Here is a 24,165-nt window from a genome sequence, read left to right as displayed (position 1 = left end):
ACCGGCCGGTCGGCGCGGCGAGCGTGCTCGGGACCGCTCCCCCCTGACACCCGCGACCGGCCGCCGGCCGACGGATCCCGCGGCGCACCAGACCGCACCTGCCGCCTGGCACGGTGACCGGCCGGACCCTCGCCCGGGTGCCCGACCCGAGGGCGTCCCGGAGCCGGAGCGGACGGCGCGGCCCCGGCGCCGCGCCGGGCGGTGCGGCCCACGGGGCGCACCGCCCCGTCAGCAGACGGCCGCGGGCAGTGCCGCGTACAGGTGCTGCACCTGGCGCAGCGCGACGAAGCGCCGTTCGCCTCCGCTCTCCGTGACCGTCCTCAACAGGCCCAGGGTGACCAGCGTGTGCAGCATCGACGTCGCCTCCCGTTCGTCGAGCCCGGCCCGCGCGGCCGCCTCACCGATGGACCAGGCGCCGGCCCGGCGCGCCATGGCGGCGAGGAGGGAGCGCACGCGCGGTTCCAGTCGTGCGATGGTCCGCCGCAGCCCCTGGCAAGGGTGCCGGGGACGCAGGAGCGAGGTCGGGGGAGGGGGTGTGTGGAACGGGTCAAGCCGCGCCTCGTCGAGGAGCTGTTCGAGAGAGCGGACGAGGGACCAGGAGCCCGCGTACTCCAGGCTCCTCGGCAGTCCGTCGAGGGCCCGGCAGAGTTGCGCGACGACGCCCGCGTTGCCCCCGCCCAGCCGGAAGGCGGGGTCGAAGCGCCTGATGTGGCTGGCCAGCAGCCGCACCGCGGGGTTACGCGCCAGGCGCACCGGGTCCGCCTCGTCCGAGGCGCACGGCACCGGCAGCGGGGCCAGCGGCAGCACCTGCTCGTGCGGGACGCCGATGGGGGCCGAGGCGGTGACCAGCAGGCGCAGCCGCGGACAGCGCAGCATCAGCTCCATGGCCTGGCCGACACCGACACCGCACGCCTCCAGATCGTCCAGCGCCAGCAGGGCGGGACGGTCGTCGATGTCGGAGGCGATCTCACCGAGGGTGCGTGCCGCGCGGAACCCGTCCTCGCCGAAGGCGAGCGCCTCCCGCGGCACATGCGGGTGCACGGAGGCGAGCGGGCCCCGCGGAGCGAAGGCGCCGGCCGGCCCGTCCGGTACGAGGCGTCCGTGCGGCGGGCCGAACGCGTCGGCCCCCGGACGGGGCGGCGTGGCGCCCGCCGGTGCCGCACGGCCGGGCGGCACCGCACCCGCTTCCGGTACGTCGCGGTCCGGTTCCGCCTGGGTCAGCCAGCGGGCGGGCAGGTCCTGGGCGCGGGCGCAGCGGCTCACGGCCTCCGCGGCCACGCGCGTCTTGCCGACCCCGCCGACCCCCACCACCGTCACGAGCCGCTGGCCCGGCAGTCCGAGGAGTTCGACCAGGGTGGCGATCTCCGCCTCCCGGCCCACCACGGCGCCCGTCGTGGCCCACAGGGGCGAGGGATCGAGCCGGTACCGCGCGGGGGCGGCGGCGCGGTGCCGGGGCCCGTTCGACGCCGCCTCGATCAGTACCGCGCGCTCCGCGGCCCGCAGCCCCAGTCCGGCCGCGAGCAGTCTGACGGTCTCCAGGCGGGGCGCGCGTACGGTGCCCCGCTCCAGGTTGCGCACGGCGCGGACGCTCACCGTCGCGAGGTCCGCAAGGTGCTGCTGGGTCAGCCCCGCCCGTTGCCGGTGCGTTCTCAGAAGCTGGCTGAAGGATCTGAGGGTCTGCTCATCGTCCATGGCGTCCCTACGTCAGCGTTCCTGCGCCGGGATGGTGCTGCGGGGCGTTGCCGGTAAAGCGGGTCCGCTCACCGGTGCCGCCTCGGGGGCCTCGGGGGCCGGCCGTCCCGCGGGCCCGGTGTCGATCTCCCCTGAGGCGTGCCGGGCCCCGGGGGGCCCGGTGGCGCTGAGGGCCCAGACGATGAGTTGCGTCCGGTTGGCCGCCCCCGTCTTGCCGCGCAGGCGGCGCAGATAGGTGTCAACGGTGTGCGGGCTGATGCCCAGGTGACGGGCGATGCTCCAGTACGTCCCACCGTCGACGAGGAGGCTGAGGACCTGCCCCTCCCGGGGGGTGAGTGCGGGCCTGGAGCCACTTCGGTCAGTCATCGATGCCCTTGTGTCTGGGTCGGTACCGGGCGCGCACGGACGGGTGCAGGGCCGGGGGCTCAGCCGCCCCACGAGGTGTCGTCCACGGAGTTGTCGGGCACTCCGGACTCCGTCGGGGCGCCGGTATCAGCCCCGTGCAGGCCCTGGAGGTCACCGAACGCCCCGATGGCCGAAAGGACCAGGAACGCCGCCAGGGTGAGGCGCGCGAACATCGACGAGCTCTGCATGACAGTTCCCCTTCCGTCGTGGAGAGAGCCATGTCCTCGGGTCGAGTCCAGCTTGGCCGCGCGGACGGGGTGTCAGCGACCGGGCGGATACCTCAGCAACGTGCCTGGCACGAAAGCGACACGGGGAGGAAAGCGGCGTAATGGCTGCACCCTCGTGATTCGGCGGTCGCCGGTGGACCGTGGCCGCCCCTGCCGGGCCCCGCGATCCGGCCGTCCGGTCCCTCGTGCCGGGTGGCGGCACTGCACGCGTGTGCGAACATCGGTGTGCCGCGCCCGCCCGGAGAGCACACCGGGCACTGCGCGCCCCGGACACACCGGCTGCCACTGCCGCGCCCGCGGCCGCGGGCCCCCTGTCGGCCGGCCGCCCCCGTCAGGCCCCGGCACCTGCCCGGACCGGGTGCGGGCCGCAAGTCCGCCGTCCCGATGCCCGCGGCCCCTGCCCGGAGAGCCGGGCAACGGGCCCGGCCCCGGGCCGTGGAAGAACCGGTCGGCGGCGGTGGACCCCGGCAGCGCCGCGTCCCGTACCCGACGGCGCACACCACACGACTGCAAAGGACCCACAGGTATGGACGCTCGTTCCACCGACGCCCCGACCACCCCAGGGCGCACACGGGGCCCGCGGATTCCGGACCTGCTCAGACAGCCCGGTTTCCGGCGCTACTGGACGGGACAGACCGTCTCCGGCCTCGGCGACCAGATATCCGCCCTGGCCATTCCGCTGATCGGCGTCACCGTGCTGCACGCCGACGCCGCGGCCATGGGGTTCCTGGGCGCGGCGGCCTGGCTGCCCACCCTGCTGCTCGGCCTGCCCGCCGGCCAGTGGGCCGATCGCCGGCGCCGGCGCCGGCACGTCATGCTGGCCGCCGACCTCGCCCGCGCGGCGGTGCTGGTGACCGTCCCGGTCGCCGCCGCCCTCGGACTCCTCACGCTCTGGCACCTGTACGCGGTCTCCTTCACGGTGGGGACGCTGTCCGTCTTCTTCGAGGTGTCCAACCCCCATGTCTTCAAGGCCCTGGTCCCCGCGGACCGGTATGTCGCGGGCAACGCCCTGGCCAGCGGCGGCCGCGCCATGGCGAAGGTCGTCGGACCGAGCGTCGGCGGCCTGCTGGTGCAGTGGCTCTCGGCGCCGCTGAGCCTGTTGGCGGACGCCGCCACCTTCCTCGCCTCCGCCTTCTCACTGGCCCGGGTCGCCCCCGTCGAACCTCCGCCGGCGCCCCGCACGGGCCGGCCGTTCGCCGCAGCGGGCGGTTTCATCCTGCGCTCCGCGGTGATCAGGCCCGCACTCGCCGCCACGGCGACCGTGAACTTCTTCACCTTCATCGGATCGACGCTCTTCGTGCTGTACGCCACGAAGGCGCTGCACCTCGACCCGGGCCTGATCGGGGCCGTTCTCGGCGCCGGGGCCCTGGGGGCCCTGCTCGGTGCCACCTGTGCCACCCGGCTGCTCGCACGGATAGGGGTGGGGCGCGGGTTCGCCCTGGGCTGTGTCGTCTTCGCCGCCCCGATGCTGCTGGTGCCGGCGGCCGGCGGCCCGCAGCGGCTCGTCCTGGGCCTGCTGGTCTGCGCCCAGTTCACCTCCGGGCTCGGTGTGATCTGGATCGACATCTCGCTGGCCACGATCTTCGCCGTGCACGTCCCGGACGACCTGCGCTCCGGTGTGTTCGGCGCCTACCAGGCAGTCAACCTCGGCACCCGGCCCCTCGCGTCCCTCCTGGGAGGCACGCTCGCCACGGTGGCGGGGCTGCGTCCCACCCTGTGGGTGGCGGCGGCCGGCGCCCTCACCGCCTGGGTGTGGTTGCTGCCCTCGCCCCTGCTGAGGCGCCACGGACTGCCGGAGCAGGCGGGCGCCCCGGCCCGGACGAAGGTCTGAGGTCCGAAGCCACGGGCGGTGTGCGCCGAAGCCGAAGCCGCGGCGGTGCGCGCCGGGGCAGGCGCGTGCCCTGCCGGGCCGGTGGCTGCCGACCCGGTCCGTGCCCGAGCCGGTGAGTGCCCGGCCGGCCCCGGTCGGACCCTGCCGGGCCGGTGGCTGCCGAAGCGCGCCCATGTGCCTCAGGTGCCGCACGGCAGGCGGAAGTTGCCGGTCGAAGTGCCTGCGAAGTGCCTGTGGCGGTCCTGGGCCGCGGCTAGCTTGAGGACAACCGGGCAGCGAACCTGCCCGCCTCCCCCCACTCCCCACTCACCGCCACAGCCCGATACCTCCCGGCGCTGCCCCGCCCCGGCCCGCAGGCCCCAGGGCCGCCCGGTGCCTCCAAACCGCGCCGAGACCCCGGTGTACACCCGTCGGGACGCCCCCGACGACCGGGGGCCGATCACCGGCCGCACCGTTCCCCCAAGCCCCATACGCGGCTCCGGCCGACCACGCCGTGGCCGGCGCGGGCGGAGCCGTGCACCCGGCGGCGCCGCCGCGCGCCCGACGTCCTCCGCCCATGCCCGCAGCCGTCCGCCGAGCTGTCCGAACCCTCAGGGAGACTTCCGTGGTCCACGAAGAATCCGGGATGTTCCTGGAGATGTTCCTCCGTCAGGTCGCCGCGACACCTTCAAGCGTGGCAGTCGAACTGGCCGACCAGCGGCTGACCTATGCCGGTCTGGAGGAGGCGTCGGCACGGCTGGCCACCCGCCTGCACGCGCAGGGTGTGCGCCCCGGCTCCATCGTCGGCGTCTTCCTCGAACCCTCGTTCGACCTGGTCGTCTCGGTGGTCTCCGTCATCCGGGCCGGTGCCGCCTGGCTGCCACTGGACCCGTCGTACCCGCAGGACCGGCTGGCCTACATGATCAGCGACTCGGGCGCGCAGCTTCTGCTGGCCCACGGCACGGCCGCCCCCTGGCTGCGCACCTGCGGCGTACCGGTGCTGGACCCGGCCGGCGGCACGGGGGAGCCGTCCGCCGCCCCGGCCGAGGCGCCCGCCCCGGACTCCGCTGCCTACGTGATCTACACGTCCGGCTCCACCGGCCGGCCGAAGGGTGTGACGCTCACCCACGGGTCCCTGGCCAACCTCGCCCGGGCCCAGGTCGCCGCCTACGGGATCACGCCCGGCAAACGGGTGCTGCAGTTCGCGTCGCCGAGCTTCGACGCATCCGTGTTCGAGCTGACGATGGCCCTGCGCTCGGGGGCCACGCTGGTCCTGCCGCCCCGCAGGGACGTCCTCTACGGACCCGGCCTCGGGGAGTTCCTGAGGGACGCCCGGATCACCCACCTCACCCTTCCGCCCAGCGTGCTCGGCATGGTGCCGCACACCGAGCTGCCCGACCTCGAAGTCATCACCTGCGCCGGCGAGGCCCTTCCGCCGCACCTGGTGGAGCGGTGGGCCCCGGGCCGCCGCCTCCTGAACGCCTACGGTCCCACCGAGACCACCGTGTGGGCCTCGTACGCCGAGGCCGAGCCGGGTGGCGGCAAACCGGACATCGGGCGTGCCATCGAGGGCGCGACCCTGCATGTGCTGGGGGACGACCTGCGGCCCGTGCCGGACGGCGGCACCGGCGAACTGGCCATCGGCGGCGCGGGCGTGGCACGGGGCTACATCGGCCGTCCCGGCCTGACGGCGGACCGGTTCGCCCCCGACCCGGACCGGCCAGGCGAGCGCGTGTACCGTACCGGCGACCTGGTGCGGCGCACCACCGGCGGCGCGCTGGACTTCCTCGGGCGCATCGACCAGCAGGTGAAGCTGCACGGCTTCCGCATCGAGCCGGACGAGGTCGCGGCCGTGCTGGGCCGCCACCGCGACGTGCAGGACACGGCGGTGGTCGTGGGCACGGTGGGGGAGCAGGACGGCCTGCTGGCCTACGTGGTGGCGCCCGGCGCGAGCCCCCTCGAACTGCGGGACTTCGCCCGTGACCGGCTGCCGCACTACATGGTCCCGACGATCGTCACCATCGACCGGCTGCCCCTCACCCCGAACGGCAAGCTCGACCGCGCGGCGCTGCCGGCCCCGGACCGCGCGTCGCTGGGGCTGACCGGCGCGGACGACGACGCCGCGGCCCGCACGCCGGTGCAGCGGCGGCTGGCCGAGATGGTGGCGGAGCTGCTCGGCATGGACGACGTGGGCATCCACGACGACTTCTTCACGCTCGGCGGCCACTCCTTGTACGCGGGACGCCTCGCGGCGCAGATCCGTAGGGAGTTCTCCACCGAGTTCCCGATCTCGGGCATCTACAAGGGCCCGACCGTCGCGGCGATGGCCGAGGCGCTCGCCGGACCGGGCACCGCCGCCCCGGCCCTGCCGCCGCTGCGCAAGGCCGACCGCAAGGGACCGCTGCCCCTGTCCTTCCCGCAGGAGCGGATCTGGTTCCTGGAGCAGCTCTCGCCGGGCAACCTGGCCTACAACGCCCAGGCCACCCTGGAGTTCCGCGGCCCGCTGGACGTGGACGCGCTGCACCGCACGCTGACCGAGATCGTGCGGCGCCACGAGGTCATGCGCACGGCGTTCGCCGCCGTGGACGGCACGCCCGTCCAGCAGCCGCTGCCGCCCATGCCCGTACACCTCCCGGTGACGGACCTGGATGGGCTGCCCGCCGACGAGCAGGAGCGGCGCACCCAGGAGGTGCTCCGGAACGCCGTCCAGCAGCCCTTCGACCTGACCTCGCCGCCCCTGGTGCGCTGGGCGCTGGTGCGGCACGCCGCGGACCTGCACACCCTGGTCCAGGTGGAGCACCACTTCGTGCACGACGGCTGGTCGTTCGGCCGCCTCCTGGACGAGATGCGCGCCCTCTACACCGCGTTCGCGGCGGGCGCCCCCTCGCCGCTGCCGGAGCCCGCGGTCCAGTACGCCGACTTCGCGGTGTGGCAGCGCGACTGGCTGCGCGGCGAGGTGCTCGAACGGCACATCGACCACTGGAAGGCGCACCTGGACGGAGCCCCCTTCACCCTCGACCTCCCGACGGACCGGCCGCGTCCGCGCAACCAGTCCTTCTCCGGCGCCGCGCTGCGCGTGGAACTACCGGCGAAGCTGTCCCGCGCACTGGAGGAGACCAGCCGCGGGGCCGGGGTCACGCTGTTCAGTTCCATGCTGTCCGGCTTCGCCGCGCTGATGGGCCGCTACGCGCAGGTGGACGACATGGTGATCGGCACCGGTGTCGCCAACCGCCGCCTCGCCGAGACCGAGCGGATGCTGGGCATGGTGGTGAACACCCTCCCCCTGCACATCGACATGTCCGGCGCACCCGGCTTCGACGCGCTGCGCAAGCGCGTGCACGGCGTCATCGTCGACAGCTCCGACTGGCAGGACGTGCCGCTCGACCGGTTGGTGGACGCCATCAGGCCGCCCCGCGACCCCTCGCGCAACCCGCTCTTCCAGGTGATGTTCAGTTTCCACAACGCCTCCGTGCCCGACCTCGACCTCGGCGGGGTCGGGGGCACCGTGCTGGAGCGGCACAACGGTACGGCGAAGATGGACCTCAACATCGTCGTCATCCCCCGCAGCCAGCAGCGCACCGGTCTCGCGGAACACCCTGAGGGCGACCGCATCACCCTCATCTGGGAGTACTCCACGGCGCTCTTCGACGAGGACACGATGCGCCGCATGGTCGACCACTACATCAGGCTGCTGGAGACGGCCCTTCGTGAGCCCGACCGCCCGGTGGACCGCATCGACCTGGTGTCCCCCGGGGAGGTGGAGTCGTTCGAGGCGTTCAATCGGACGGGGGGTGTGTTTCCGGATGGGTTGTTGCACGAGTTGGTGGATGCGCAGGCGGTGCGGTCGCCGGATGCGGTGGCGGTGGTGGGTGCTGATGGTGAGCGGGTGTCGTATGCGGAGGTGGTGGGTCGGGCGAATGCGTTGGCGCATCGTCTGGTGGGGTTGGGTGTGGGGCCTGATGTGCCGGTGGGTCTGTGGATGGATCGTTCGGTGGAGATGCTCGTCTCGTTGTTGGGTGTTCTGAAGGCCGGTGGTGCTTATGTGCCGTTGGATCCGGATGTTCCTCCTGCGCGTGCGGTGACGGTGTTGACCGATGGCCGTATCCGGTTTGTGTGTACGGATGCGGGGCGTGCGGTGCATTTCGTCGGTTGCGGTGTGCGGGCGGTGGTGTGTGATGTGCTGACGGAGTCGATGCCCGAGGCTCCGGTCGTCCCGCTCCTGCCGGATCATCTGGTGTCGGTGTATTTCACGTCGGGTTCGACGGGTCGGCCCAAGGGTGTGGCGAGTACGCACCGCGGGTGGGTGAACCGTATGTGGTGGATGCAGGAGTGTTATGGCATCGGTCCGGGTGAGACGGTTCTGCACAAGACGATCCTCAGTTTCGACGACTCCGCTGTGGAGTTGTTCTGGCCGCTGATCACCGGTGCCACCGTGGTCATGCTGGGTGCGGGGCTCCACCGCGATCCGCGCGCCATCCTGGAGAGCGCCGTCCGGCACCGGGTCTCGGTCCTGCAGTTCGTGCCGAGCATGCTCAACCTGTTCCTGGACGAGGTTGCTGGTGCTGGTGCTGGTGTTGGGGCTGGGGGTCTTGGGTGTCTGCGGCATGTGGTGTCGAGTGGTGAGGCGTTGCAGCCGTATGTGGTGGGGCGGTTCTTCGAGTGTTTGGGGGGTACGCCTGCGCGTTTGTACAACCAGTGGGGTGCGACTGAGGTGTCGATTGATTCCACGGCGCATACGTGTGTGGTGGAGGATGTCGAGCGGGGTGCTGTTCCGTTGGGTGTTCCGATTGCCAACAATGAGTTGTTGGTGTTGGATGATCATTTGAATCCGGTTCCGGTGGGTGTTCCGGGGGATTTGTATCTTGCCGGTGTCGGGTTGGCTCGTGGGTATTGGGGTGATCCGCGGAAGACGGCGGATGTTTTTGTGCCTCATCCGGGTCGGTCCGGTGGTCGGTTGTATCGGACGGGTGATCAGGGTGTGCGTCATGGGGATGGGGAGATCACGTTCCTGGGGCGTAGTGATCATCAGATAAAGGTGCGTGGTATTCGTGTGGAGCCGGGTGAGATCGAGCATGTTCTGCGGTCTCATCCGGTGGTTCTCGAGGCGATTGTGACGAAGTGGGAGCCGACTCCTGGTGATCAGCGGTTGGCTGCTTATCTGGTGTTGGGTGACGGGGCGCCGGATTTTGATGCGTTGGTGAAGGATCTGGAGGCGGATCTTCTGGGGAAGTTGCCTCCTTATCTGGTTCCTGGGAGTTTCACGCCGATTGCGGCGGTTCCGACGAACGCGAACGGGAAGTTGGACACGAAGCGTCTGCCGGTGCCGCGTGTGGTGCGGTCCGCTCGTGCGCACACCGCGCCGGTCACGGACACCGAGCATCTGATCGCCGATATCTGGGCGGATGTGCTGCAGCATCCCGGGCCCGATGTGCACACCAATTTCTTTTCCCTGGGCGGGCACTCCCTGCTGGCCACGCGCACCATCTCGCGGCTGCGCGCCGCGCTGGGCCTCAACGTCCCCCTCACCCTCCTCTTCGACCACCCCACTATCCACACCATGGCCAAAGCCGTCGAGGAACTGCTCCTCCAGGAACTCGACGAGGGGACCGGGGCCGAGCCGGACGAGTCGTTCCGTGCCGCGGAAGGGAGCACCTCATGACCGCGGTCGGCCAGGAAGGCGCGTCCGGTCGGGCGCGCCCGTCGGCGGGGGACCGCAGGGCGCTCGCACAGGAACGGATCAGGGCGGCCCGGGCCCGGTTGTCCGGCACCGGCGCGGACGCCATCCGGCCGCGCCGGCACGGCGGCGAACCCCCCGCGTCGTTCTCGCAGGAACGCATGTGGCTCCTGGAGCGGATGCTCGACGGATACAACTCCTACGAAGTGGTCCGGCTGCGTGGCCGGCTCGACGTTCAGGCGTTGGAAGAGGCGTTCTCCTGCATCGTCGAGCGGCACGAGGTGCTGCGCACCGTCTTCACCGAGCGCGACGGGGCCCCGGTCCCGCTGGTGCGCCCGGCGGGTCCTGCCCCCGTCAGCCTGGTGGACGTCGACGGGGCCGGGGGCGGGGAGCGGTTGTCCCGAGCCCTCGCCCGGGCGGAGGAGCTGGTGCGGCAGCCCTTCGACCTGGCGGCGGAGAGCCCGCTGCGGGTCACGGTGCTGCGGCTGACGCCCGCGGACCACCTGCTCGTGGTGGTCGTCCACCACATCGCGGTCGACGGCTCGTCCATGCCGCTGCTGTGGAGCGAGCTGTCGGCCGCCTACGCGGCCCTGGTCGAAGGACGGCGGCCCGACCTGCCCGAACTGCCGATCCAGTACGCCGACTACGCGGCCTGGAGCCGCGAGCGGCAGCACGGGGAGGAGATGACGAGGCAACTGGCCTACTGGCGCGAGCACCTCCAGGGCGCCACCGGCACGGAACTGTTCACCGACCGGCCCCGGCCCCCCGTCCGCAGCGGCGAGGGCGCACACGTCCGGTTCGCCCTCCCCGCCGAGCTGACCCGGCGGCTGACGGAGCTGGGCGGGCAGCACAAGGCGACGTTCTTCATGGTGCTGCTGGCCGCGTTCGACGCGACGCTCCGCAAGCACACCGCCGCGGACGACATCCTGATCGGCACACCCATCGCCGGCCGCACCCGTGCCGAGACCGAGCCCCTCATCGGGTACTTCGTCAACACCCTCCTCATGCGCACCGATCTATCGGGCGACCCCACCTTCACCGAACTCCTGGAACGCGTCCGCACCACCGCCCTGGACGCCTACCACAACCAGGAACTCCCCTTCGACGCACTGCTGCAGGAGCTGCGTCCAGAGCGCGACCCCAGCCGCAACCCGCTCTTCCAGATCATGTTCACCCTCGGTGACGAGGAGACGACGACGCTGCGGCTCCCCGGCCTGGAGGCCGAGCCGGTGGCCATGGTGGCGACGAAGTCGCGCTTCGACCTCAACCTCTCGCTGACCCGTCGCGCGGACACCCTCGAAGGTGTCGCCATCTACGCCACCGACCTCTTCGAGCGGGCGTCGATCGAACGCTTCGTGGACCGGTTCCAGCGGTTCCTGCACAACGCGGCGGCCCACCCCGAGCGCAGGCTCTCGGCGATCGACGTCCTCAGCCCCGGGGAGGTGGAGTCGTTCGAGGCGTTCAATCGGACGGGGGGTGTGTTTCCGGATGGGTTGTTGCACGAGTTGGTGGATGCGCAGGCGGTGCGGTCGCCGGATGCGGTGGCGGTGGTGGGTGCTGATGGTGAGCGGGTGTCGTATGCGGAGGTGGTGGGTCGGGCGAATGCGTTGGCGCATCGTCTGGTGGGGTTGGGTGTGGGGCCTGATGTGCCGGTGGGTCTGTGGATGGATCGTTCGGTGGAGATGCTCGTCTCGTTGTTGGGTGTTCTGAAGGCCGGTGGTGCTTATGTGCCGTTGGATCCGGATGTTCCTCCTGCGCGTGCGGTGACGGTGTTGACCGATGGCCGTATCCGGTTTGTGTGTACGGATGCGGGGCGTGCGGTGCATTTCGTCGGTTGCGGTGTGCGGGCGGTGGTGTGTGATGTGCTGACGGAGTCGATGCCCGAGGCTCCGGTCGTCCCGCTCCTGCCGGATCATCTGGTGTCGGTGTATTTCACGTCGGGTTCGACGGGTCGGCCCAAGGGTGTGGCGAGTACGCACCGCGGGTGGGTGAACCGTATGTGGTGGATGCAGGAGTGTTATGGCATCGGTCCGGGTGAGACGGTTCTGCACAAGACGATCCTCAGTTTCGACGACTCCGCTGTGGAGTTGTTCTGGCCGCTGATCACCGGTGCCACCGTGGTCATGCTGGGTGCGGGGCTCCACCGCGATCCGCGCGCCATCCTGGAGAGCGCCGTCCGGCACCGGGTCTCGGTCCTGCAGTTCGTGCCGAGCATGCTCAACCTGTTCCTGGACGAGGTTGCTGGTGCTGGTGCTGGTGTTGGGGCTGGGGGTCTTGGGTGTCTGCGGCATGTGGTGTCGAGTGGTGAGGCGTTGCAGCCGTATGTGGTGGGGCGGTTCTTCGAGTGTTTGGGGGGTACGCCTGCGCGTTTGTACAACCAGTGGGGTGCGACTGAGGTGTCGATTGATTCCACGGCGCATACGTGTGTGGTGGAGGATGTCGAGCGGGGTGCTGTTCCGTTGGGTGTTCCGATTGCCAACAATGAGTTGTTGGTGTTGGATGATCATTTGAATCCGGTTCCGGTGGGTGTTCCGGGGGATTTGTATCTTGCCGGTGTCGGGTTGGCTCGTGGGTATTGGGGTGATCCGCGGAAGACGGCGGATGTTTTTGTGCCTCATCCGGGTCGGTCCGGTGGTCGGTTGTATCGGACGGGTGATCAGGGTGTGCGTCATGGGGATGGGGAGATCACGTTCCTGGGGCGTAGTGATCATCAGATAAAGGTGCGTGGTATTCGTGTGGAGCCGGGTGAGATCGAGCATGTTCTGCGGTCTCATCCGGTGGTTCTCGAGGCGATTGTGACGAAGTGGGAGCCGACTCCTGGTGATCAGCGGTTGGCTGCTTATCTGGTGTTGGGTGACGGGGCGCCGGATTTTGATGCGTTGGTGAAGGATCTGGAGGCGGATCTTCTGGGGAAGTTGCCTCCTTATCTGGTTCCTGGGAGTTTCACGCCGATTGCGGCGGTTCCGACGAACGCGAACGGGAAGTTGGACACGAAGCGTCTGCCGGTGCCGCGTGTGGTGCGGTCCGCTCGTGCGCACACCGCGCCGGTCACGGACACCGAGCATCTGATCGCCGATATCTGGGCGGATGTGCTGCAGCATCCCGGGCCTGATGTGCACACCAATTTCTTTTCCCTGGGTGGGCACTCCCTGCTGGCCACGCGCACCATCTCGCGGCTGCGCGCCGCGCTGGGCCTCAACGTCCCCCTCACCCTCCTCTTCGACCACCCCACTATCCACACCATGGCCAAAGCCGTAGACGGCCTGGCGCCCACCGCACCCGTGGGCCCGGCCGCCCGGACCGGAACCGACGAGGAGCTGTCACCCAGCCAGCGCCGGCTGTGGTTCCTGGAGGAACTGAACCCGGGCACGGCCGAGTACAACGTGCCGTCGGCCATCATGTTCAGCGGCACCCTGGACAGCGGGGCCCTGGCAGCCGCGCTGCGGCTCGTCGTGGACCGGCACCACGTCCTGCGCTCGCGCATCGTCATCGGGGACGACGACGTGCCCCGCCAGCGCGTCGAGGCCGTGCCCGACTTCCTCGTGGTGACCGACCTGCGGCACCTGCCGGCCGACGAGGCGCGAACCCGTGCCGACGCGCTGGCCACGGACGACGCGTGCCTGCCCTTCGACCTCGCCGAGGGCCCCTGGCTCAGGGCCCGCATCGTCGAGCTGCCCGAGGACCATCACCTGCTGGTGCTGGTGGTGCACCACATCGCGGTCGACGGCTCGTCCATGACGCTGCTGTGGAGCGAGCTGTCGGCGGCCTACACGGCCCTCCTCGGCGGACGGCGGCCCGACCTGCCCGAACTGCCGATCCAGTACGCCGACTACGCGGCCTGGAGCCGCGAGCGGCAGCACAGCGACGAGCTGGCGGAACAACTCGCCCACTGGCGCGACCGCCTCCAGGGCTCCACCGGCACCGAGCTGCACCCGGACCGGCCGCGGCCACCCGTCCGCGACGGGAACGGCGCCCAGGTGCGCCTCACCCTGCCGACCGAGCTGGCGGCCCGGCTGAACGCGCTCGCACAGCACCACAACGCGACCCTCTACATGGTGCTGCTGGCCGCGTTCGATGCGACCCTCCGCAAGCACACCGCCGCGGACGACATCCTGATCGGCACACCGATCGACGGCCGCACCCGTGCCGAGACCGAGCCCCTCATCGGATACTTCGTCAACACCCTCCTCATGCGCACCGACCTGTCGGGCGACCCCACCTTCGCCCAGCTCCTGGACCGCGTCCGCACCACCGCCCTGGACGCCTACCAGAACCAGGAACTCCCCTTCGACATGCTGGTCGAGGCCCTGCGTCCCGAGCGCGACCTCAGCCGCAACCCGCTCTTCCAGATCATGTTCACCCTCGTCGGAGCACAGTCCGGGGCACTGGAAGTGCCGGGCGCCACAGCCCGCCCCGTGGAACTGCCGACGGGCTCGGTGAGGTTCGACCTCGACGTGACACTCGTGACCCACCCCGACCGCATCGAGGGGGTCTTCACCTACGCCACCGCGCTGCTGGACCGGGAGACGGTGGAGAGGCTGGTGGCGCACTACCGGCGCCTGCTGGAACAGGTCGTCGCCGACGCGCACCGCCCCCTGTCGCGGATCGGTGTACTGACGCCCGACGAGGAGCACCGGCTGCGCACCGGCTGGAACGACACCGCCGCCGCGTACCCGGCGGCCTGCCTGCACGACCTGGTCGACGCGCAGGCCGCGCGGACCCCCCACGCCGTCGCCCTCGGCGCCCCGGGCCGGGCCGACATGGTCTACGCGGAGCTGGCCGAGCGCTCCGGCCGGCTCGCCGCCCGGCTGGCGGCCGCCGGCGCGGGCCCCGGCACACCGCCGGTGGCGGTGGTCCTCGAACGGTCGCCCGAGGCGGTCCTCGCGGTACTCGCGGTCCTCAAGGCCGGCGCCGCCTACCTGCCCGTCGACCCCGCCTACCCGCAGGACCGCATCGACTACATGCTCGCGGACAGCGGCGCCCGGATCGTCCTGACCGGACAGGGACTCGCCGCCCGGTTCGAGGACCGGCCGGGCGCGGCGGTGATCGACGTGGACCGCGACACCGGGGGAGACCCCGCCGGTACGGCCCCGGCGCGCACCACCCACCCGGACGACCTGGCGTACGTCATCTACACCTCCGGATCCACGGGCAGACCGAAACCGGTCCAGGTACCGCACCGCGGCCTCGCCAACTTCGCCGCCGACATGGCGCGCAGGCTGCGGCTGGACGAGGAGGACACGGTGCTTGCCGTGACCACCGTCTCCTTCGACATCGCGGTGCTGGAACTGCTGGTCCCGCTGACCCGCGGTGCCCGCACCGTCGTCGCCGACCGTGCCACCGCGTCGGACGGTGCCCGGCTCGCCGAGGCCCTGGACGCCGTCTCGGCCACCCTGGTGCAGGCCACCCCCGCCACCTGGCACCTGCTCCTGATGAGCGGCTGGCAGGGCGGTACCCTGCGGGCGGTGTGCGGCGGTGAGGCGATGTCCCGGCAGCTCGCCGCGGATCTCGCCGACCGGGTGGACGAACTGTGGAACGCCTACGGGCCGACCGAGACCACCGTGTGGTCCACGGCCCACCGGGTGGAGCCCTCACAGGCGCCCGGCCCCGTCCCCATCGGCACCCCGCTGTCCAACACCCGCGCCTATGTGCTCGACGACGCCATGGGGCTCGCCCCGATCGGCACCATCGGCGAGCTGTACCTCGCGGGCGACGGGGTGGTGCGCGGCTACGGCGGGCGTCCCGCGGCGACCGCCGAGCGCTTCCTGCCCGATCCGTTCGGCGCCGGCGGGCGGATGTACCGCACCGGCGATCTCGCACGGTGGCGCGCCGACGGCACCCTGGAGTTCGCGGGCCGCGCCGACGCCCAGGTCAAGATACGCGGCCACCGCATCGAGCCCGGCGAGACCGAGTCGGTGCTCCAGCGGCACCCCGCCGTGGCCCGCTGCGCGGTCACGGTCGCCGGTACCGGGATGGACCGGCGACTGGTGGGCCACGTGGTGTGGCGCGAGGGCGAGGAGACGGCGTCGCTGCGCGCGTTCGCGCGGGACCGGCTGCCCTCCCACATGGTGCCCTCGGCATTCGTGAGCCTCGAAGCCCTGCCGCTGACCCCGAACGGCAAGGTGGACGTGCGGCGCCTGCCGGAGCCGGGCACCGGGACCGGGGGCGCGGCCATGGCCCCGCGCGATGTGCTGGAATTGCGGATGACGGGACTGTGGCAGCGGATCCTGCAACGCGCCCCCATCGGCGTACGGGACGACTTCTTCGAGCTGGGCGGCCACTCCCTCAGGGCGTTCGAGCTGATGGAGGCGGTGCGCCGGGAGTTCGGGGTCGACGTCCCCCTCAACGCGCTCTTCCGCGCCCCCACCGTGGAGGGCCTGTGCGCGGCGCTGCCGGGCGCCTCGGGCGCCGTTGCCCACCTGCTCGTCCCGATGGCGGAGGGCCCCGCGCCCGAAGCCGGCCGGGCACCGGCACCGCCGCTGTTCCTGGTGCACCCGCACGGCGGCGACGTGTGCTGCTACGTCGACCTCGCCCGGCGGCTCGGCGGCACCCGGCCCGTGTACGGGCTCGAAGCCGTCGGCTACAACACCGACAGCACTCCGCTGGAGCGCATCGAGGAGATCGCGGCCCGCTATCTGGACGAGATCAGGACGGTGGCCCCCGAGGGCCCCTACCGGCTGGCGGGCTGGTCCTTCGGCGGCAACGTCGCCTTCGAGATGGCGGCACAACTGGAGCGGGCCGGGGACGAGGTGGACTTCCTCGGTGTGATCGACGCCGAGGCGCTCGGCACCGGCCCCGGCCCCTCGGAGCAGGATGTGCTGGTCAGGTTCGGCGCGGAGGCCGGACTCAGCGAGGAGCAGGTGCGCCGGCTCGACGACGACCACATCATCGCGGCACTGGTGCGCCGCTCCCACGAGAGGGAGACGCTGCCCGAGCGCACGCAGTCCGCGGCGGTGCGCCGCATGCTGGCCGTCGCACGGGCCCACCAGAAGGCCGCGGCCGGCTACCGGCCGGGCACTCGGGTCACCGCGGACGTCCACCTGTTCACCGTGTCGCAGCAGCACCCGACGCTCCAGGCGCCGCCGGTCGATCCGCACGCCTGGCGGGCCCGCACCCGCGGCCGCGTGCACGAGATCGAACTGCCGGGCAACCACCACGACGTCGTCTACCCCCCGCACTCCGCTGCGGTGGCCGAGAGGATCGAGACGGCCTTGCAGACCCTGAACCCGAAGACCGACACGGCCGAGGAGGCCTAGGTGGAGATGGGCGTATCCCGGCGAGGTGTGCTGCCGGACAACCCGCGCCCGACGGCGCTGGCGGAGTCGGAGCCGCACGAGGAGGGCCACGAGGGCGCCGGGCCCGAGGCCCTGGTCGGCATCGGCACCGCGCCGAGCCACCACGGAGAACTGCTCCAGGGGGCGTTCGAGGACCACGGCGAGATCCGCAGGGGCCTGGTCACACTGCCGTGCTCGCTGTTCGGCAGCAGTGCCACGATCCGGCTCAGCCGCTGGGAGCCGGAGCTGAGCGTGCGGCCGAAGTGGAAGACCAAGTCCCTGAGCGCCGTGCGGGGCGTGCTCGGCGCGCTCGGGATGGAAGGCTACGGCGGCCGGCTCGAACTGCACGGAGACGTCGCGGTGGGCCGCGGGCTCGGCTCGTCGAGCAGCGATGTCACCGCTGCCATCCTCGCCGTCCTCTCCGCGACCGGCCGGCATCTGCCCCCCGAGCGGATCGCGCGGATCGCAGCCGCCGCGGAGGTGGCCACGGACCCGCTGATCTTCGACCGCATGCTGCTGTTCGCCCAGCGCGAGGGCGTGGTGATCGAGGACTTCCACCGGCCGGCGCCGTCACTGGAAGTGGTCGGTTTCGCCTTCGACGACCAGGGACTCGACACGCTGTCCTGGCCGCCGGCCCGGTACACCTCGTGGGAGATCGAGTGCTTCAGGGCCCTGCGGGGTCTGCTGCGGCGCGCGGTGGAACACGGCCACCTCGCCGAACTCGGGCGCATCGCCACCGCCAGTGCCCGCATCAATCAGCGGTTCCTGCCCGTTCCCCGGTTCGAAAGGGTGCTGGACGTGGCCGCGGAGTGCGGCGCCCTCGGGGTCCAGGTCGCCCACAGCGGCACCATCGCCGGCCTGCTCTTCGACGCGCGCAGGCCCGAACTGGAACGGCAGGCGGCCCTCGCCGGGCGCCGCCTTCGTGAACTGCACTTCTCCGACCAGTGGCGCTACAACGCCGGGAGCGACAACCATGCCAGTGACGTACGCCAGCCGTAAGCCCTACCGGAGCGTGGTCGACAGCCATGTGCTCCCCAAGGTCGTCCAACTGGAGGGGAACCTCTACGGGGCCGCCTTCCACCTGATGAAGCTGCTGCCCGCGGACTTCATCCTCAAGAGCGCCGAGGCCGGCGGCGAACTGCTGCCGGGCACCACCGTGGTGGAGACCACCTCCGGCACCTTCGGGCTCGGCCTCGCCATGGTGTGCCGCCTGCGCGGCTACCCCCTGGTGCTCGTCGGCGACCCCGCCATCGACGCGCCGCTGCGGCGGCGGCTCGAGGCGCTCGGCGCCCGGGTGAGCATCGTCTCCGGGGCCGAACTGCGCACGTCGGGTGTCCAGCAGGCCCGCCTCGACCGGCTCGCGCGCATCCAGTCACGCCTGGGCACCTACTTCACCCCGGGGCAGTACGACAACCCGTTGAACCCGGTGTCGTACGGGGCGGTCGCCGAACTGCTGCTGGAGAGCCTGGGACCGGTCGACGCGCTGGTCTGCCCGGTCGGCTCGGGCGGTTCCTCGTCCGGGATCGGCTCGTTCCTGCGGTCCCTGAACCCGGCGATGCGGCTGATCGGCGTGGACACCCTCGGCAGCGTGCTGTTCGGCGCCCCCGCCGGGGCCCGGCGGCTGCGGGGCCTCGGCAACGGGCTCCTGCCGAAGGTGCTCGACCACACCCTCTTCGACGAGGTGCACTGGCTCGACGCCCCGACCGCCTTCGCCACCACCCGCGAGCTGCACTCCGGGCACTGCCTCTACATGGGTCCCACCAGCGGTGCGGCCCACCATGTGGCCCGCTGGTACGCACGCGAGCACCCGGACCTCAAGGTGGTCGCGCTCTTCCCGGACGAGGGCCACCGCTACACGAGCACCGTCTACAGCGACACCTGGCTGCGCCGCAACGACCTCCTCCCCCCGGCGCTGCCCGGCGCGCCGCGCACGCTGGACCACCCGGCGCAGGTCGACGGCGCCTGGAGCCACTACGCCTGGAACAGGCAGCGGCACGAGGACGTCACCCGGCAGGCCGCGGGAGGTGCGGCATGACGCGCACCCTCGTCCTGGTCGAGAGCAACACCACGGGCACCGGGCGGCTGTTCCCCGAGCGCGCCCGCGGGCTCGGACTGCGCCCGGTCCTGCTGGCCTCGCAGCCGGCACGCTACGCCTCGGTCGGCGGGGCCGAGGTCGTGCGCACCGACACGGACGACGTCGGGGCCGTCGTCGCCGCGTGCCGCGGTGCGGCGGGCGAGGAAGGGCTCGCCGGTGTCACCACCAGCTCCGACTACTACGTGGGCACCGCCAGCGCGGCCGCGGCACGGCTGGGCCTGCCCGGCCTTCCGCCCGCCGCCGTCGAAGCCGTCCAGGACAAGGGCGCCCAGCGCGGCCGGCTCGCCGACGGCGGCGTGCGCGTACCGCACTTCGCGGTGGCCGCCACCCGCGACGAGGCCCTCCGGGCGGCCCAGGACATCGGCTACCCCGTCGTGGTGAAGCCCGTCATGGGAAGCGGCAGCCAGGGTGTGCGGCTGTGCCGCGACGCCGGCGAGGTGACCGGACTGGTCGACGTCCTGCTCGCCAGGGAGCGCAACGAGCGCGGCCGGCCGGTGGCGCGGCGGGTGCTCGTCGAGGAGTTCGTCGACGGGCCCGAGTACTCCGTGGAGATGCTCGGCGGCGCCGTCGTCGGCGTCACCGGCAAGCACCTGGGGGCGCTGCCCGCGTTCGTCGAGACGGGCCACGACTTCCCCGCTCCGCTCGATCCCGCGGTACGCGCCCGGATCGAGGCGGCCGCGCGCGCCGCGGTGCGGTGCCTGGAACTGCTCCTCGGCCCCGCCCACGTCGAACTGCGCCTGTCCGCCGCCGGGGAACCCGTCCTGGTCGAGGTGAACCCCCGGCTGGCCGGCGGGTGGATACCCCGGCTGGTGCAGGAGGCCACCGGCATCGACCTCATCGAGGAGACCGTCAGGGCCTTCACCGGCCTCGGGCGCACCCCCGCACCGACCCGCTCGGAGGCGGCGGCCATCCGTTTCGTCGTGGCGACGCGCAGCGGCCGCCTCGACGGGCTGCCGGGACTCGACGAGGCGCGCCGGGTGCCCGGGGTCGTCGACGCCGAGTCCTACCGGGCCCCCGGCACGGAACTCACCGTCGGTGACGACTTCCGGGACCGCATCGGACACGTCATGGCACGCGCGGCAACCGCGGCCGAGGCCGGCCGCTCGGCGGACCGGGGCCTGCGGGCGGTCCGGCCGTCGCTCACCCCGATCAAGGAGGCGGTCCTATGACGGACTCCGGAAGGCTGCGCACCGCTGCCTCGCCGCAGATCCGCGCCATGCTGCTGGAGCGCCCGGCCACGCCCCGGCCGGCCTGGAAGGCGGAACTCGACCGGATCTGCCTGGTCGACCTGGCCCATGTCGTGATGCTGGCGGAGCGCGGCATCACCGAGCGGCCGGTCGCCTCGGCGCTGCTGTCGGCCGTCCAGGACCTGCGCAAGCAGGACTTCGCCCCCCTGGAGCACCTGCCGACGCCCAGGGGCCTGTACCTCGCCTACGAGGGCTACCTCATCGAACTCCTCGGCGAGGGTGTCGGCGGAGTCCTGCAGACCGGCCGCTCGCGCAACGACCTCAACGCGACCTGCCTGCAACTGGCCCTGCGCGAGCCCTACAAGCGGCTCGCCCGCGAACTCACCGCCCTCGGCACCGTGCTGACCAACCGGGCGCGCAGGTACCGCGACGTCCTGATGCCCGTCCACACCCACTTCCAGGCCGCCATGCCCATCACCTTCGGGCACTACCTGCTCGGCCTGTCGCACGCGGTCGAGCGCGACCTCCAGTCGCTGGCGCACGCGGCCCGCGGGCTGGCGCGCAGCCCGCTCGGCGGTGGCTCGGTGGGCGGCACGACCGTGCCCATCGACCCCGAACGCACCGCGCACCTCCTGGGGTTCACGGAGCCGGTGGCCAACTCCGTCGACGCCATCGCCTCCCGGGACACCGCACTGCGCATGCTGTCCACCTGCGCGATCCTCGGCGTCACCCTGGACCGGGCCGCACTGGACCTGCTGATGTGGTCCAGCGCCGAGTTCGGCATGCTCACCGTCCCCGACGGTCTCGTCGGCTCCAGCTCGATGATGCCCCAGAAGCGGAACGCGTTCGTACTGGAGCATGTGCAGGGCAAGTCCGCCGCCGCCCTGGGCGCGCTGACCGCGGCGGTGAGCGCGATGCGCGGCACACCCTTCACCAACTCGATCGCGGTCGGCACCGAGGCCATGTCCCACGTCATGGCGGCGCTGTACACCACGGCCGACGCGGTGAAGATCATGCGGCTCGCCTACCAGGGGGTGCGGCCCGTGCCCGAGGTCATGGCCCGGCGGGCCACCGAGGGCCTGACCAACGCGACCGCGACGGCCGAGTGGCTGGTGGGCCAGGGCGTGCCGTTCAGGCGTGCGCACTACCAGGTCGGCCAGGCCGCGACCGCGGTGCTCGCCGGGGAGGTGGACTCCCTCGGCGAGGGGCTCGCCCGCAACGGGCACACCCCGAAAGCCCCGCTGCCCGACCTCGGCCCCGAGGCGGTGCGGCGCGCGGCCCGGTTCGGCGGCGGCCCCGGCCCGGCCGCGTTCGAGCGTGCCTTCGGCCCGCTCGCCGCCCGGTGGCTGGAGCACCGCGCCGCCCACCTGCGGCAGGAGGCCGCATGGGAGCGCAGTACCGAACGGCTGATGGAGACCGTCGACGCCGTCTGCGCCCCGGCCACCGCCACGGCGGCCGGGTCCGTCACAGGAGAGGGGACCGTCCGTGGTGCCTGAGACACCGGCGAGCGACGCCGGCCTTCGCCGCGTCGAGCTGCGCAGCGACACGTTCACCATGCCGACGCCGGCCATGCTGCGGGCCATGACCGCGGCACGGCTGGGCGACGACACCTACGGCGAGGATCCCACCGTCCGCGAACTGGAGTTGCTGGCCGCGCGCACGCTGGGCAAGGGCGACGGCTGCTTCATGCCGAGCGGCACGATGGCCAACCTCGCGTCGATCCTCACCCACTGCCCGCGCGGCACCAAGGTCGTGGTGGGCGCCGAGTCCGACATCTACGTCTACGAGGCGGGCGGCGCGTCGGTGTGCGGCGGCGTGGTCTTCGAGCCCGTCCGCAACGCCCCCGACGGGACGATGGCGCTCGCCGACATCGAGGCGGCCTTCCCCGAGGACCCCGAGGACCCGCAGTTCGCGCTGCCCTCGCTGCTGTGCCTGGAGAATCCGCAGAACCGCTGCGGCGGGCGGGTGCTCCCGCTCGACCATCTGGCGCAGGTCGCCGAGCTGGCCCGCCGCCGCGGGGTGCCCGTCCACCTCGACGGCGCGCGCATCTTCAACGCGGCCCTGTCCAGCGGTGTGCCGGCGAGCGAGATCGCCCGCCACGCGGACTCGGTGCAGTTCTGCCTCTCCAAGGGCCTGTCCGCTCCCGTGGGCTCGATGGTGGTGGGGGACGCCGGCTTCATCGACGGCGTCCGCCGCGTCCGCAAGATGCTGGGCGGCGGCATGCGGCAGGTCGGTGTGCTCGCGGCGGCCGGCCTGGTCGCGCTGGAGGAGATGGTCGACCGGCTCGCGGACGACCACGTAAGCGCCCGGGCCCTCGCCGCGGGCCTCGCCCTGCTGCCCGGTGTCACCGTGGAGCCGGTGGAGACCAACATGGTGTTCTTCCGCGTCGCCCACCCCACGCTCACCCAGGACAAGTTCCTCTCCCTGTGCTCGGCCGAGGGCGTGCACCTCGCCGAACTCGGACACGGCCGCATCCGTGCCGTCACCCACGCCGGGGTGTCGGACGGCGACGTGGAACGGGCGCTGGCGGTCTTCCGCCGGATCCTGGCACCGGTGGCCGCACAGACCTGACCGCACGGCCCGGCGGACCACGCGACTCCGCCACCAGCCCCGCCCAGCCCTCTTCACCGAACGGAGATCAGCCATGCAGAACAGCACTCAGTGGACCGTCGTCGTCAACGACGAGGAGCAGTACTCCGTCTGGCCCGCCGATCGGGACGTCCCCGAAGGCTGGCGCGCCGTGGGTGTGACCGGCCCCAAGGAGCGGTGCCTCGACCACATCGAGGAGGTGTGGGTCGACATGCGGCCGCTCAGCCTGCGGCGCGCGGTGGAGGCGGACGGCGCGCTGTCCGCCTGAGCCCGGCGGCACCGCCGGGCCCCGGGGACGCGGGCCCGGCGGCCGCAGCGCCCCCGGGCCCGGCCGTGCCCACCGCCTGGGCGGCCGGTCCCCCCGTGCTGCGGCGGCCGGCTCCGGCACGGGCGCCGAAGACGCCGCAGCACACCCTCCGCGGACGAAAGGACCCCCACTGTGAGCTCGGAGTACATGATCGGTGACGCCTGGGGCGAACTGCTCCGCGACTGCCACGCCGCCGGCCTGCCCGCCGGCCGGTACTACGAGATCTGCGAACGCGACGACGGCTACATCAGCGCCTACGACGCGGTGGGCTTCTTCGAGGGGCCCGGCGGATGGCCGCCGCTCGACCGCTGGGCCTGCGAGCAGGCCCGCGGACGCGTCCTCGACGTGGGAGTCGGAGCCGGCCGGTTCTCCCTGCCGCTCCAGGCGGACGGGGTGGACGTGGTGGGCCTGGACGTCTCCCCGGGCGCGCTCAAGGTGTGTGCGGAGAGGGGCCTCGGATCCACCGTGCGGGGGACGGCAGGCGATCTCGACGACATGCGGCGGTTCGACTCCTTCCTCCTGCTGGGCAAGAACCTCGGCCTGCTGGAGAGCCGTGAGCAGGGGCCCCGGCTGCTCGCCGCGCTGCGGCGGCTGGCCCGCCCCGGCGCCCGCATCCTCGGCACCGGCGTGGACCCCTACCTCCTGGACGGTGCCGTCCACGGTGCGTACCTGGCGAAGAACAGGCGGCACGGCCGGCTCAGCGGTCAGATGCGGCTGCGGCTGCGGCACCTGCTGACGGCCACCGCATGGTTCGACTACCTGTTCGTCTCGCCGGCGGAGCTGAGCGGGATGACCGCCGGAACCGGCTGGTCGGTGGTCGACACCCGCACGGACGGCGCCCAGTACGCGGCGGTCCTCGCCCTGGCCCCGGACGCGGCACCGCACTGAGCCGGCCCGGGACGGCG

The 24,165-nt window shown here is 72.3% G+C and carries 13 protein-coding genes; 10 read left to right on the top strand and 3 right to left on the bottom strand.

Annotated elements, in window-relative coordinates:
* Positions 1 to 228 precede the first annotated feature (228 nt).
* From IE313_RS26580 to IE313_RS26570, 3 genes are read right to left on the bottom strand one after another with little or no spacing between them, the layout of a single operon-like run.
* Entirely contained in the window at positions 229 to 1,692 is a 1,464-nt protein-coding gene (locus tag IE313_RS26580; RefSeq protein ID WP_189936526.1) for a helix-turn-helix domain-containing protein, read from the bottom strand.
* A gap of 12 nt (positions 1,693 to 1,704) precedes the next feature.
* Entirely contained in the window at positions 1,705 to 2,058 is a 354-nt protein-coding gene (locus tag IE313_RS26575; RefSeq protein WP_189936524.1) for a response regulator transcription factor, read from the bottom strand.
* Positions 2,059 to 2,117: 59 nt separating this feature from the next.
* The gene (locus IE313_RS26570; RefSeq protein ID WP_189936522.1) at positions 2,118 to 2,285 is read right to left on the bottom strand and encodes a hypothetical protein; all 168 of its coding nucleotides are present in this window, start codon (positions 2,283 to 2,285) and stop codon (positions 2,118 to 2,120) included.
* Positions 2,286 to 2,850: 565 nt separating this feature from the next.
* Between IE313_RS26570 and IE313_RS26565 the strand changes: the two genes are divergently transcribed.
* From IE313_RS26565 to IE313_RS26520, 10 genes are all read left to right on the top strand, one after another.
* Positions 2,851 to 4,155 (top strand): MFS transporter, encoded by a 1,305-nt coding sequence (locus tag IE313_RS26565; protein ID WP_189936521.1) that lies wholly within the window; start codon positions 2,851 to 2,853, stop codon positions 4,153 to 4,155.
* A gap of 604 nt (positions 4,156 to 4,759) precedes the next feature.
* The gene (locus IE313_RS26560; protein WP_229924979.1) at positions 4,760 to 9,793 is read left to right on the top strand and encodes a non-ribosomal peptide synthetase; all 5,034 of its coding nucleotides are present in this window, start codon (positions 4,760 to 4,762) and stop codon (positions 9,791 to 9,793) included.
* Positions 9,790 to 17,064: a non-ribosomal peptide synthetase gene (locus IE313_RS26555; RefSeq protein ID WP_189936520.1), complete on the top strand. Its 7,275-nt coding sequence runs from the start codon at positions 9,790 to 9,792 to the stop codon at positions 17,062 to 17,064. Before IE313_RS26560 ends, IE313_RS26555 begins: the two co-directional genes overlap by 4 nt.
* A gap of 6 nt (positions 17,065 to 17,070) precedes the next feature.
* Entirely contained in the window at positions 17,071 to 18,081 is a 1,011-nt protein-coding gene (locus IE313_RS26550; RefSeq protein ID WP_189936630.1) for a GHMP family kinase ATP-binding protein, read from the top strand.
* A complete protein-coding gene (locus IE313_RS26545; protein ID WP_229924978.1) occupies positions 18,056 to 19,117 on the top strand; it encodes a pyridoxal-phosphate dependent enzyme in 1,062 nt (353 codons plus the stop codon). Before IE313_RS26550 ends, IE313_RS26545 begins: the two co-directional genes overlap by 26 nt.
* Entirely contained in the window at positions 19,114 to 20,346 is a 1,233-nt protein-coding gene (locus IE313_RS26540) for an ATP-grasp domain-containing protein (RefSeq protein ID WP_189936518.1), read from the top strand. Before IE313_RS26545 ends, IE313_RS26540 begins: the two co-directional genes overlap by 4 nt.
* Positions 20,343 to 21,860 carry an argininosuccinate lyase gene (gene argH, locus IE313_RS26535; protein WP_189936517.1) on the top strand — a complete coding sequence of 506 codons (1,518 nt, stop codon included), beginning with the start codon at positions 20,343 to 20,345 and terminating at the stop codon, positions 21,858 to 21,860. Before IE313_RS26540 ends, argH begins: the two co-directional genes overlap by 4 nt.
* Positions 21,850 to 22,935 carry a GntG family PLP-dependent aldolase gene (locus IE313_RS26530; RefSeq protein ID WP_229924977.1) on the top strand — a complete coding sequence of 362 codons (1,086 nt, stop codon included), beginning with the start codon at positions 21,850 to 21,852 and terminating at the stop codon, positions 22,933 to 22,935. Before argH ends, IE313_RS26530 begins: the two co-directional genes overlap by 11 nt.
* 73 nt (positions 22,936 to 23,008) lie before the next feature.
* Positions 23,009 to 23,221, top strand: a complete 213-nt coding sequence (locus IE313_RS26525) for an MbtH family protein (RefSeq protein ID WP_189936514.1) — start codon at positions 23,009 to 23,011, stop codon at positions 23,219 to 23,221.
* A gap of 171 nt (positions 23,222 to 23,392) precedes the next feature.
* Complete coding sequence (locus IE313_RS26520) at positions 23,393 to 24,148, top strand: class I SAM-dependent methyltransferase (protein WP_229924976.1); 756 nt, start codon at positions 23,393 to 23,395, stop codon at positions 24,146 to 24,148.
* Positions 24,149 to 24,165: the final 17 nt, after the last annotated feature.

It is taken from the genome of Streptomyces sulfonofaciens (assembly GCF_014656295.1).
GTDB lineage: Bacteria > Actinomycetota > Actinomycetes > Streptomycetales > Streptomycetaceae > Streptomyces > Streptomyces sulfonofaciens.
This window is presented reverse-complemented; position numbering and strand designations above follow the sequence as displayed.

Coding starts and splice junctions, on each gene's coding strand:
- argH (WP_189936517.1), top strand. CDS start 20,343: ATGACGGACTCCGGAAGGCTGCGCACCGCTGCCTCGCCGCAGATCCGC.
- IE313_RS26570 (WP_189936522.1), bottom strand. CDS start 2,285: ATGCAGAGCTCGTCGATGTTCGCGCGCCTCACCCTGGCGGCGTTCCTG.
- IE313_RS26580 (WP_189936526.1), bottom strand. CDS start 1,692: ATGGACGATGAGCAGACCCTCAGATCCTTCAGCCAGCTTCTGAGAACG.
- IE313_RS26545 (WP_229924978.1), top strand. CDS start 18,056: ATGCCAGTGACGTACGCCAGCCGTAAGCCCTACCGGAGCGTGGTCGAC.
- IE313_RS26565 (WP_189936521.1), top strand. CDS start 2,851: ATGGACGCTCGTTCCACCGACGCCCCGACCACCCCAGGGCGCACACGG.
- IE313_RS26555 (WP_189936520.1), top strand. CDS start 9,790: ATGACCGCGGTCGGCCAGGAAGGCGCGTCCGGTCGGGCGCGCCCGTCG.
- IE313_RS26575 (WP_189936524.1), bottom strand. CDS start 2,058: ATGACTGACCGAAGTGGCTCCAGGCCCGCACTCACCCCCCGGGAGGGG.
- IE313_RS26525 (WP_189936514.1), top strand. CDS start 23,009: ATGCAGAACAGCACTCAGTGGACCGTCGTCGTCAACGACGAGGAGCAG.
- IE313_RS26550 (WP_189936630.1), top strand. CDS start 17,071: ATGGGCGTATCCCGGCGAGGTGTGCTGCCGGACAACCCGCGCCCGACG.
- IE313_RS26540 (WP_189936518.1), top strand. CDS start 19,114: ATGACGCGCACCCTCGTCCTGGTCGAGAGCAACACCACGGGCACCGGG.